We start from the raw sequence: 11,860 nt of genomic DNA on the forward strand, positions 1-11,860 counted from the left end.
CTTACCTCTATTATACGACTTTACACAAAGAAAAGCCCTTAGAAACTGGACTTCCAAGGACTTTGTCTTCAATCTGAGACTCAAATTGAGTCTCGGTTTTTTTCATTAGTTTGGATAGATGTAAGTAACATAACCTTCAGAAGTCGTAGTTGGGTTGAACCATCCACGTTTGTTACCAATTGTACGATCTCCACCGTAGTTAGATTCAGATACCTGAATACTTGATGATGATGAAACAGCTGTAACAACCGCTACGTGTCCATATCCTCCATCATTCCAACATGCAATCGCACCAACTTGTGGTTGAGAACCAGTACGGAATCCTGCTGCAGCTGCACTTGTTGCCCACTGCGCTCCGTTACCCCAGTAATCTCCAGCCCAAGGTGCCAATGTTTTAGCTCCCCAAGTACATTCACCAGTTGGATAACTTGAAGCATTTGTACTATATGTTGGACGTGATGTTGTACGAGTAGCTACAGGTGTGTAGCTTGAATCATCATCTGATGATGAACTTGAAGTTGCTTGCACTTGTGCAGCAAAGCTTGTATTTGCTGATGCTGCAACTGATTGTTGTTGACTTGCTTGTCTAGCTTTATAAGCTGCTTCTGCCTCTGCTGCCGCTTTAGCTTCTGCCTCTGCTGCTGCTTTTTGCTCCAACAAGCTAGTTTTTTCATTTTCTGCTGTAGCTTTTTCAGCTGCAAGATTTAACTCAGCTACTTTCAATTCTGCTTGTTTTGTTGTCAAAGCTTGAGCATCGTCAGCAAGTGTTTGTTGGTTAGCAATGACTGTATTGATTGCTTCGTTGTTTGCAACTTGTTTTTCAGAGATAGCTTTCTTATCTTCTTTTTGTTGCTGCAACATTTTATTGTTTGCTGATACGATTTCACTCATAGCTGCTACACGAGAAATAGCTTCTGTGATTGAGTCAGAGTTAATAATCGTATTGATGTAGCTTGTAGCAGTTCCGTTCGTTTGTGCACTACGAGCTTGGTTTTCAAGCGATGCATTACGAGCTACAATATTTTTTGAAAGCTCTGCGATTTCACCTTCAAGTTTTTTAGATTCTTCTTGAAGTTTTTCGTTTTCAGATTGCAATTTTTCTTGCTCTGATTGAATAGCTGAAACTTTAGTTTGAATTTCGTCTACTTGTTTTTGAGCTTCTTTCTGTTGAGCTGTCAAGTTACTAATTTTACTATCTTGAGCAGCAATCTTTTCATCTGTTGTATTTGCTTTAACACTTGAAAGAACAGCTCCTTGTGAGACCAATACTGTACTTAACAAAAGTGATGCTAGGATTTTTTTCTTCATAAGTGTGAATACTCCTTCTTTTAAGACAATACTAGTATATCAAAAAAAGGCCTAATAAATATTACGCCTTTATTACAGTTTTGTTTCTTTCTTATAGATATATTTTTTCAAAAATAAACTGGAAAACTAACATCCATAGACAGTTTAATATCATTGACGGAACTAGACCATAAACGATAAAGACTGTTATACTTTCAGCAGTTAATCCAATCATTTGCGCTAGAAGAAAACTACCAAATTCAAAAGAGAAAGTCATCATTAAAATAGCTAATAGTCTAGTCCATCTATTTGATAAAATGATCGCATTATTTTTATAAATAATTGCGCCAATTATAACGAAAAGTAGACTAGCAATCCCTACTAAATGGAAAAAATAAATATCGTATATAAGACCAATAAATAAGCAATAAACTAAAAATAGATACTCCGATACTTCAATAGTTTCAAACAACAAGAAGATGAAGATAAAGTGGCTCACAATTTGAAAATGTGGAAAAAAACTATTTACAAATTGCCCTAAATGACTGTCTATTAAGACAACTATAGGCAAGAGTAAAAACATCCCTATCTGCTTCAACAGTCTCATGATGGATTCCCCACTAACTCTACGACTTTGGTATTCATTGAATCAGACTGAAGTTTGACTAACACTTCTCTTGTCAGATAGTCATTGCTATGCGTCACAGATTCGACCTCACCTACTGGAATGTCAGTAGCATTAAAATTACCAAGACCACCAGTTACTACCTTGTCTCCTTGACTGATATCACTACTACTGTTTAACTGACTTATTTTAAGCAAGTCTTTTTCTTTGTCGTACCCAATGATAATGCCATATATACTAGTGGAACCATGCTGGATTTTAACGGAGATTTTCTCCGTATTTTCCGCGTTGGTTAGTAAGTTGACCACAGTAGAGTTGTCTTCAATCTTTCCCACGCTTCCAATCAGTCCCCCACCAGCTATAACAAGCATATTGCTTGTCACGCCTTGTTGAGAACCTGCATCAATTGTCAACTCTTGTTTCCAGGTTGCAGGAGTTCTCATGATGACGTCAGAAGCAATTAACTTAGTTGCATTCAATTTTGACTTCATATCCAATAACTGACGTAGTTGCTCATTTTGTTCCTTCAGACTGTCTGCTTCATTCGTTTCCTTCTTCATCTGATAGAGTTCTTTTTTGAGAGTTTCATTCTCGTTATAGGTTCTGGTCAAACGACCTAAATCAGATTTTACGGAAGAAAGCCATTGAAAAGGCTTTTGCACTATTCTATCGACTAATGAAATGCCATCTCCAGCTTTTGTCACAACTGAACTTGATTGTGTTGTCACTAAAAAAACGGATACTACTAATACAACGACAAATAGAACAATGATATATTTTGATTTTTTAAAACGGTTCATACCTATACCTTATATTACATTCTAAGATTTTAGCAAAAATAGAATTGCACCCAATACACAAACAAATAATAGCGCTATACTGTCTCTGTTCATCCAATTTAACTGTCGATACTGACTGCGTCCATTCCCACCTTGATACCCCCTAGCTTCCATGGCTGTAGCAAGGGAATCTGCTCTTTTCAAACTCGTTGCGAACAAAGGAATCAAAATAGGAATCATAGCCTTAACTTTTTGGATTACATTTCCTTCTCCAAAATCAACACCACGCGCCTTTTGAGCATTCATAATGCGAATCGTATCATCCATCAAGGTTGGTACAAATCGCAAACTCATAGACAACATGAGCCCAATCTCATGAACTGGAACTTTAAATCTTTTTAAAGGTCCAAGCAAGGATTCAACTGCTGTTGCCAAACTTAGTGGCATAGTCGTCAAGGTTAGCAAGGTTGAGAAAAAGATAATCAACACAAAGCGACAAAAAATAATTCCAGCCTGCTCAATACCATAGCTTGTGATTTTTATAAATCCTATCTCGAACAAGACGTGACCACCAGAGATAAAGAACAGTTGAAAAAGGGTTGTAAAAGCAATCAGAAAAAACATAGATCGCAAACCTTTTATAAAAAAAGATAAGGGAACTTCTGATAAAACGACAAATATGCCTGTTGCAATGAAGAGTATGAGATTTGTAATTGGATTATTGGCCCAAAAAGCGATGATGATCAGTAAAATCATTGCTACTAACTTACTACGAGGATCCAGACGATGAATAATCGAATTTCCTGGTATGTATCGACCTAAAATCATATTATCCATTGATAAACTCCTTAAACTCCTCTATCGTTATCGGCAATTGTTCGAAAGAAATTCCTCTGTCAGCTAGCCTTTGAGCAAATCGTGTGATTTTAGGAACACCCAATTGGATTTTTTCCATAAATTCGACATTTTGAAAGACAAGACCTGGTTTCCCACCCTTAACTAGTTTCCCTTTTTCCATCACATAAACTTGATCAGCAAATTCAGCCACATCATCCATAAGGTGGGTTACTAAAACAATTGTTATGCCATCTTGATGAAGCTTTTTAAACAAGGCCATCAACTCTTTCCGACCAATTGGATCCAAACCAGCTGTTGGTTCGTCTAAGACCAGAATGCTAGGATCCATCGCCAAAATTCCAGCAATAGCAACCCTTCTCATCTGGCCACCTGAAAGTTCAAATGGACTTCGTTCAAAGAGTGATTCATCGATTCCTACTAAAGCTAGTTTTTCACGCGCAATAGCTTCTGCCTCTTCTACAGAAACTCCAAAATTTTGAGGGCCAAAAGCCACATCTTTTAGGACAGTTTCCTCAAAGATTTGATTCTCTGCAAACTGAAATACCAGGCCAACTTGTTTGCGAATTTGACGAATTTGCTTATTAACTGATGTTGGTGTAATCAATGTATCAAAAACACGAACACTTCCCTCTGTAGGAACCAACAAACCATTCAAAAGTTGAAGGATTGTAGACTTTCCGCTTCCTGTATGCCCAATAATGGCAGTATAAGAACCATCCTCTATTGACAAACTGACATCTGACAAAGCAGCTGAGGCAAAGGGTGTTCCTTCCTGATACGTATAACTAACATTGTCTAGAATAATTCCCATAAAGCCTCCTCGAGCTCCTCCTCGGTCAGGTAGTGCTCTGGTAATTTTAAGCCATTATCACGCAGTGATTGTTTTAATTGGTTGACAAAGGGTTGGTCTAAGCCAATTTGATCTAGATCCGCTCTAGAAAATAATTCTCTAGGAGTGCTTGTTGACTCGACTTTCCCTTTTTTCATTACTAAAACACGGTCACTCATAGCAACCTCATCTAAATCATGCGTAATGGAGATAACTGTTATCTGGTGGTCTTGGCGAATTTTCTGGACTATCTTAATCAACTCTAGTCGTCCTTCTGGGTCCAACATACTTGTAGCCTCATCCAAGATTAAAATATCTGGTCGCAGAGCTACAACTCCTGCAATAGCTACTCTCTGTTTCTGACCTCCTGATAAACGAGATGGTTCCTTTTTAGCAAATTCAGCCATCCCAACCAATGATAAAGCCTCAGAAACGCGTTTCTTCATCTCTTCAAGTGGGATTCCTTGATTTTCCAGTCCAAAAGCAACGTCGTCTTCAACAGTTGCTCCTACGAATTGGTTATCAGGATTTTGAAAGACCATACCAATCTTACGTCTTTTTCCCCAGACATTTTCTGGAGTTAGGCAATCACCGTCTATCCAAATTTCTCCAGATTCAGCCTCGAGCAAACCATCAATCAAGCGAACTGTCGTTGATTTTCCACTACCATTATGACCAACGATAGACAACCATGCTCCACGTTTCACGTGAAACGAAATGTTATGAACATCATAATGTTCTTGATCTGTCTGATATCGAAAAGACAGGTCTTTTATCTCAATAATCGATTCCATATCTAACGAAAGGTTCCTTTAAACAAATATGCGCTTCCCTTGAAATAATCATAACCAGAATAAACTGTGAAAAACAAGGCAATATAAAGAGTTATCTGACCAAGCACATTCCAGTGAAGTAGCAAGAATATAATCGCAAACATCTGACTAAATGTTTTAATTTTTCCTGGCATTGCTGCAGCTAAAACAGTTCCACCTGTTTCAACTAAGAGCAAGCGCAAACCAGTGACTGCAAGTTCACGGCAGATAATAACTGCTACCACCCAAGCTGGTGCCATCTTTAGACCGACCAACATGATAAAGGCTGACATAACCAATAATTTATCAGCCATTGGATCTGCAAATTTACCAAAATTACTAACCACTTGCCATTTTCTAGCTAAATAACCATCTAGATAATCAGTGATACTGGCAATAGCAAAAATAACTGCTGCTATTTTATGTAACACAGGAGATGGTCCAACTGATAGAAGGAGAATAAAAATCGGAATAAATAAAATTCTACCAAGCGTAAGCATATTAGGAATATTCTCTTTTTTCATGTTATCCTTCCTTTAGTTTGAACTTAATGTTAGAGTAATCCAACCAGTTTGACCAGTTAATTTTGAAGTGTCAATTTCCTTATTATCAATTTTCACCGACACTCCTTTAACAACACCCAATGTTATGGTTATTGGAGATCCTTTAGAAATGGTTGTTTTAGCTGTTTTATTATTAGGTTCAAGAGTCACTCCCCCTGCTAAATCAGTATCTGAAACACTAATCCAGCTTGTTGTATCTGTTACAGATAATTGAAGATCCGCAGAATCTTTAGATGTCTTATATTCCACTGACAAAGCATCTCCCTGACCTGAAACAGTCAAAGTAGTTGCCTCACTCGAACTTGATGAACTAGTAGCTTGACTACTACTTGATGCTACACTACTAGAGCTACTTATTGAACTCACCACACTATAACTCGCTATAGCTGGCGCAGTTGGTTGGGTTTGAATATAATTCCACACATAGTAGGTTACAAAAATTAAAATTGATAAAGAAAAAAGAACAAAGTAAAATAGTGGGAGAAATGAATTTTTCTTGCGATTAGACCGTCTACGTCCTGAAAGTTCAATCTCATCTACATCAACTTCTTCATAAGTAATCATACTTCCCGAATCATAGGCATCTAGAACGATATTTTCATCTAATTCAACAGCCCAAGCATACTTTCTCAAAAATGAACGAGCATAAAAAGTACTCGGTAGTTTGTCAAAATCATCTGACTCCATTGCCTCCAACAAATCCAGCTGAATATCTGTCTTTCTGTGCAATTCCTCTAAGCTCAGTCCTTGGTTAATTCTTGCAAGACGTAAGACCTCACCAATTGTTTTTTTTCTCATACTTAACATTCCTTCTTTCTAGTGTATTTTCTAGCGATTATATCGGGAAAATTGTACAATCAACCATATCGCTATTATCTATCAAATCATGTCCAGCCTCTAGAATATCTTCTAAAGTAATTTCCTGCAAAAGTTTAGGAAGGTCAAACAGGGTAGAACCTGTATCGGTTGGATGATACTGAGTAGCAATGTATTCAAGAGAATCCATACTATGAAGAAATTCTCCATACATCTCAGTTTTTACAATATCCAAGTGATCCTCAGTTATATCCTCATCTTTAACAAAATTGCGAATAGCTTTACGAAATTGATGAGAAAGTGCCACAGGTTCCTTTGTATCCATTGTTAATATCACAAAATGGAAACGAGGATCTACTTCTATTTCTAGAGACAGGGAAGCATCCAGTTTCCCTGTCTCATATAATTTTTGAAATCTTTGTGAAGTCCAACCAAACATCATTGTAAACAACAATTTCAATAAAAGATGATAACGATACTGATCTCGATTTCCGATGTCTTTATTTCCTCTAATACCAATCGCTAATTTTGGAGAAGCCACGTCCATCCGTAAACTTTCAGTAGTCTTTACAGGATGTAAAGGTATTTGTTCTCTCTTAAACTCATGTTTTTTTTCTTGAGGATGAGATTTCTTAGCAAAATAATCTTCAAGCAGTTCAAAATCAAAATTCCCCACTAAAAAGATATTACTATTGACAGGTCTGTAAAACTCTTTAAAGTTCTCTTTTAAATCCTCCAAACAAATAGCATCAATAGAGTTTTCACTACCAACAATATCTGAAGCTAAAGGACTTTCTGGATAGAGATTTGCCAAAGTCTTGAAAAATAGACAAGAATCCGGATCATCCTGATACATCTCTCTTTCCTGTTGAATGATATCCTTTTCGCGCTCCACAGATTCTTCAGTCATATTGAAAGTAGTGACAAGTTCTTCTAGCAAATCTAAACACTCTAGAACATTTTCAGAAGTCGAGAAAAGATAGTTAGTGTTCGTAAAGCTCGTAAAGGCATTACTTTCAGCACCCAACTCTGTAAAAGCTGCCATAACATCTCCATAATCTTCTCTTTCAAAAAGCTTATGTTCTAAGAAATGAGCGATTCCTTGTGGATATTGTTGTAAGTCCTTATCATCCACTGTAAACCTTGTGTCAACAGAACCAACTTGGACACTTACAACGCCATAAACCTCGTTAAAGTCCTTTTTAGGTAGTAAAGTAACTGTCAAACCATTTTCTAAGCTAGTTTGATACAAAGTTTCTTTTACAGCAGGATAATATTTCTTTTGAAAAGTAGGTCTGGTCATTCTGCTCCTTCCATAAAATAAATAGCCTGCAACTTAAAACTGTTTGCTGCTTCACAAATTGCTTCTCTATCAACTTGTTCAAGTTTATTGATTAAAGTTTTTGTGTCAAGATTCGCTTTCCCAAAAAAAGTTGACAAATAATATTTATCGACTATAGAATCTTGATTATCCTGAGCAAGTAGTATTGATCGACGAATCATTTGTTTGGTCTGATCAATTTCCTTATCTGTAAACTTGCCATTTTTTATGTCAAGTAACTGATGATTCATCAATTTTCTTACTTTATTTCGATTTTGCCGATCAATTCCAGCAAATAGTCGTAAAAATCCACTAAAGAGATCCAAATGACTTGATACCGTATAGGCCAGTCCTTCTTTTTCTCGCACTTGGGTAAATAGTTTCGAATGAGGAAAGGCTCCTAAAAGACCATTTACAAGAAGCACTGCCATCTGTTCTTCATCACCATATACCACTGAACTATGGTAGCCCATCTCTAAAACAGACTGTCCTAATCTCTTTCTAACAATACCTTCTCTAAGAATATTAGAATAGGGTTGCTGATATTGAATGTTTACAGCTGATTTACGACCTGTTAAAGGAAATTTATGTAAAAACTCTAAAACTTCAATTTCATTAAAATCACCTAGGAAGAAAATATCTATTTGGTCTTCTTTTAGCATTTTTTGATAGCTTGAAAAACATGTTTTTGAAGTCTCCTCTGAAATTCTAGAAATCAAATCTTTAGGAACTAGCTGCATTGATTCTTCTTGGAAAAACAATTGATCTAACTCTTTATGTGCAAAGAAGAATGGGTCTTCTAATTCTGATTCCAGCCTTGATAAGATCTGTTTTTTCTCGATGTCAAAAGCATTTTTCTCAAATCCATCCTCATCCGACAATGGTGTAAACAGAACCTGATGCAGTAATTCTAAAATTTGAGAAGTTAATACGTTTTTCTTACTTAAAAATTCATCACGCACATAGGTAATATTCAAATCCACAAGATTACTTTGTCCTCTTCGATAGGCGTGCGCTGACAAATCAGTTCCATACAAGGTTGCTAAACGTTTTCTAAACAGTTGAGCAGTTGGATAACTTTGGTTGGCAGTTTCAAGCATACTGGCACTTAACATGCGACTTGAAATTGAATCCAAAGACAATGGAGCTGTAAAACGCACAGTAATTTTATTGGTTTTAAATTTTTTTGATTGTATAAAATGCACTGCAATTCCAGGTACTAACTCCATCTCTTACCTCCTTCTACATAGAGTTCTATTATACCATGAAAAGAGAAAATTTTCTTGTTCTCTTTACCCCTTTTAAAATTAAAATCGCTTTCATTTCTAACGAATTTACCTCTGCCATTTCAAGGTAAAATATGGTATAATACCAAAGATTGAGGTGAACTATGGAATACAAACTATTTGAAGAATTTATCACTCTCCAAGCTCTCTTGAAAGAACTTGGTATTATACACAGTGGCGGAGCCATTAAATCCTTTTTAGCTGACCATCTTGTCTACTTTAATGGGGAATTGGAAAATCGTCGTGGGAAAAAAGTAAGAATCGGGGACTCCATCGACATTCCTGATATGAAAATCCACATCATTTTGACTCAGCCTAGTCAAGAAGAACAGGAAGAATATCTTCAAGAAAAACTTGAGAAAGAACGTGTGGCTAAACTTGTCAAAGAAATGAATAAGACGGTCAAAAAAAAGCCAACAAACAAGCATCAGGTATCCAAAACAAAAACTGCACCACGTTTCCCAGGTAGATAAGTATGTGGCTAAAAAACTTATCCATCAAGCAATTTAGAAACTATCAGGAAACCGAAATTGAATTTAATCCTAAATTAAATGTATTTGTGGGTCGAAATGCCCAAGGCAAAACTAATCTTCTGGAAAGTATTTACTTTTTAGCTTTAACTAGAAGTCATCGGACAAAGACAGACAAGAATTTAATTCAATTTGAAGAAGAACAACTTCAAGTTTCTGGAATTCTTCAAAAACGAACGGCTACTGTACCACTTGAGATTGACTTAACCCCAAAAGGTCGGATTACTAAGGTCAATCACTTAAAGCAAGCTCGGCTATCTGACTATATTGGACACATGAATGTTGTTCTATTTGCACCCGAAGATTTACAACTTGTCAAAGGAGCACCTGCTATCCGACGTAAGTTTATAGATATGGAACTAGGACAAATCAAACCCATATACTTGTCAGATTTGTCAAGCTACAATCATGTGCTTAAACAAAGAAATACCTACTTAAAGTCAGCAAATCAGATTGACGAAACATTTTTATCTGTTCTGGATGACCAGCTAGTAGACTACGGTTGTCGGGTGATGGTCCACAGAGAAGAATTTATAAAAAAAATGGAATCTTTTGGTCGTGAAAAACACTTTGATATTTCGGACCAATTAGAAGAATTGTCAATTCGTTATCAACCTTCTGTAAACTTCACTGACAAAGAACATCTAGCAGAATCTTTCTATACAGCACTTCAAAAAAGTAGATCAAGAGATTTATTTAAGAAGAATACTGGAGTTGGTCCTCATCGGGATGATATGATTTTCTTAATCAATGGAATGGACGCAAGTTTTGGAAGTCAAGGACAACATCGTAGCCTTGTTCTTTCTATTAAACTAGCTGAAATCGAATTAATGGAGAGCATTACAAAAGAATCGCCTATACTTTTACTTGACGATGTTATGAGTGAACTTGACAATACTCGTCAACTTAAATTATTAGAAACTATATCTCAAAATATTCAAACCTTTATTACAACAACTAGTTTAGAGCATCTTCAAAACTTACCAGATAATCTCAGTATATTTACTGTAAAGAATGGTAAATTATCTGTAAACTGATATTTACATCTGTGTAAACAATAAAAAATCTCCTGTTTTACAGGAGATTTCAGAACGAAGACAAACGTTATTTTTGGCGTTTGTCTTTTTCTCTTTTCAAAAATGGTTTGTCTCATCATCTGATATTCCATTCAAAAATCGAATTTAGAACAAAATAAAAAGGGATATTCTCTATCCACTTCACTAATTTTTTGATATTTAAACACGCCAAAGTAAGCCCAACCTGATCCTCCATTTTGGACTTTCCTTTCTCTCTAGTGTATCTCAAATTATGGTACTCCTTAGCCGTCCCAAAGAGTCGTTCAATTGTTTCTTTGCGCTTCTTATAGAGCTCTTTCATTTCTCTTTGGTGACGAATCTCCTCACAAAATTCAAGGGCATCTTTCCAGACATGTCTCGTTACTACTTTTTGATGATTTTGGCTTTGGGTACAAACGGATAATAAAGGACAGGCAACACATACTTTGGGATTACTCTTATACTCACGGTAGCCTTCTCGAGTGGTAGTGCGATAGCTTAATACTTGATTCTCTGGACAAATATAAGAGTCATGACTTGCATCATAAACAAAATTACTAGGCCTTAAGTTCCCCTTTACTCCCTTTGGACGAGTATAAGGGAAGACAGGAATGATATTACGTTCTAATAAATAATGAGCAATAGTTGGGGTTTTGTAGCCTGAATCCGCAATAATATAGCGTGGGGAGAAAGGCTCTAACTTTGAAAATAAGGCAGGGAAAGCCTGACTGTCATGAACATTTCCTGCTTCAACCGTATAAGCTAAGGCCCAACCATGCTTATCGCAAGCAACTTGAGCAGAATAGGCAAATACTTCCTTGTGTTCGCCCTTGTGAAACCAACCACACTCGGGATCTGTTGTTGAGATCTTCTTTTCCTTTGCCTCACTTTCTTTTGCGGGCTTTAAGGACTTTTTTGCGTGTTTTTTCCGATCTAAATCAATCTCAACTGCCAATTGTTCACTCATAAATTTAGCTTGTTGCTCTACCATTTCCTTACGATACTTGTGACTATTAGCCGCTGCTTTGATATGGGTACCATCCACAAATATTTCAGAAGGATCAATTAAGCCAGCATACAAAGCTTGGTTGAGAACTTG

The 11,860-nt window shown here is 36.5% G+C and carries 13 protein-coding genes; 2 read left to right on the forward strand and 11 right to left on the reverse strand.

What is annotated here, in order from left to right; genetic code table 11:
• Positions 1–105 precede the first annotated feature (105 nt).
• From pcsB to yfmF, 10 genes are all read right to left on the reverse strand, one after another.
• Entirely contained in the window at positions 106–1,308 is a 1,203-nt protein-coding gene (gene pcsB / locus QEZ38_RS09490) for a peptidoglycan hydrolase PcsB (protein WP_281335761.1), read from the reverse strand.
• A 91-nt stretch (positions 1,309–1,399) separates the two neighbouring features.
• Positions 1,400–1,894, reverse strand: a complete 495-nt coding sequence (mreD, locus tag QEZ38_RS09495) for a rod shape-determining protein MreD (protein ID WP_153224649.1) — start codon at positions 1,892–1,894, stop codon at positions 1,400–1,402.
• Complete coding sequence (gene mreC, locus QEZ38_RS09500; RefSeq protein WP_281335762.1) at positions 1,891–2,712, reverse strand: rod shape-determining protein MreC; 822 nt, start codon at positions 2,710–2,712, stop codon at positions 1,891–1,893. The genes mreD and mreC overlap by 4 nt, the downstream gene beginning before the upstream one ends.
• Positions 2,713–2,733: 21 nt before the next feature.
• Positions 2,734–3,528 (reverse strand): energy-coupling factor transporter transmembrane component T family protein, encoded by a 795-nt coding sequence (locus QEZ38_RS09505; protein ID WP_281335763.1) that lies wholly within the window; start codon positions 3,526–3,528, stop codon positions 2,734–2,736.
• Entirely contained in the window at positions 3,521–4,360 is an 840-nt protein-coding gene (locus QEZ38_RS09510; RefSeq protein WP_281335764.1) for an energy-coupling factor transporter ATPase, read from the reverse strand. Before QEZ38_RS09510 ends, QEZ38_RS09505 begins: the two co-directional genes overlap by 8 nt.
• Complete coding sequence (locus QEZ38_RS09515; protein ID WP_281335765.1) at positions 4,345–5,172, reverse strand: energy-coupling factor ABC transporter ATP-binding protein; 828 nt, start codon at positions 5,170–5,172, stop codon at positions 4,345–4,347. The genes QEZ38_RS09510 and QEZ38_RS09515 overlap by 16 nt, the downstream gene beginning before the upstream one ends.
• Positions 5,173–5,174: 2 nt before the next feature.
• The gene (gene pgsA / locus QEZ38_RS09520; RefSeq protein WP_049530373.1) at positions 5,175–5,714 is read right to left on the reverse strand and encodes a CDP-diacylglycerol--glycerol-3-phosphate 3-phosphatidyltransferase; all 540 of its coding nucleotides are present in this window, start codon (positions 5,712–5,714) and stop codon (positions 5,175–5,177) included.
• Positions 5,715–5,726: 12 nt separating this feature from the next.
• Entirely contained in the window at positions 5,727–6,551 is an 825-nt protein-coding gene (gene rodZ, locus QEZ38_RS09525) for a cytoskeleton protein RodZ (protein ID WP_342760446.1), read from the reverse strand.
• 37 nt (positions 6,552–6,588) lie between these two features.
• Positions 6,589–7,872, reverse strand: coding sequence for an EF-P 5-aminopentanol modification-associated protein YfmH (gene yfmH, locus QEZ38_RS09530; protein WP_281335767.1), 1,284 nt, complete (start codon positions 7,870–7,872; stop codon positions 6,589–6,591).
• Positions 7,869–9,119, reverse strand: a complete 1,251-nt coding sequence (gene yfmF / locus QEZ38_RS09535; RefSeq protein ID WP_281335768.1) for an EF-P 5-aminopentanol modification-associated protein YfmF — start codon at positions 9,117–9,119, stop codon at positions 7,869–7,871. The genes yfmH and yfmF overlap by 4 nt, the downstream gene beginning before the upstream one ends.
• Positions 9,120–9,280: 161 nt before the next feature.
• Between yfmF and yaaA the strand changes: the two genes are divergently transcribed.
• Positions 9,281–9,649, forward strand: coding sequence for a S4 domain-containing protein YaaA (yaaA, locus tag QEZ38_RS09540; RefSeq protein WP_281335769.1), 369 nt, complete (start codon positions 9,281–9,283; stop codon positions 9,647–9,649).
• Positions 9,650–9,651: 2 nt separating this feature from the next.
• Positions 9,652–10,743: a DNA replication/repair protein RecF gene (gene recF, locus QEZ38_RS09545; protein WP_281335770.1), complete on the forward strand. Its 1,092-nt coding sequence runs from the start codon at positions 9,652–9,654 to the stop codon at positions 10,741–10,743.
• 115 nt (positions 10,744–10,858) lie between these two features.
• On the opposite strand, the gene QEZ38_RS09550 is transcribed toward recF, so the two are convergent.
• On the reverse strand, positions 10,859–11,860 hold a 1,002-nt coding region (locus tag QEZ38_RS09550; protein WP_342760447.1), incomplete at its 5' end, for an IS1182 family transposase.

The organism is Streptococcus taonis, from assembly GCF_029948085.1.
Classification (GTDB): domain Bacteria; phylum Bacillota; class Bacilli; order Lactobacillales; family Streptococcaceae; genus Streptococcus; species Streptococcus taonis.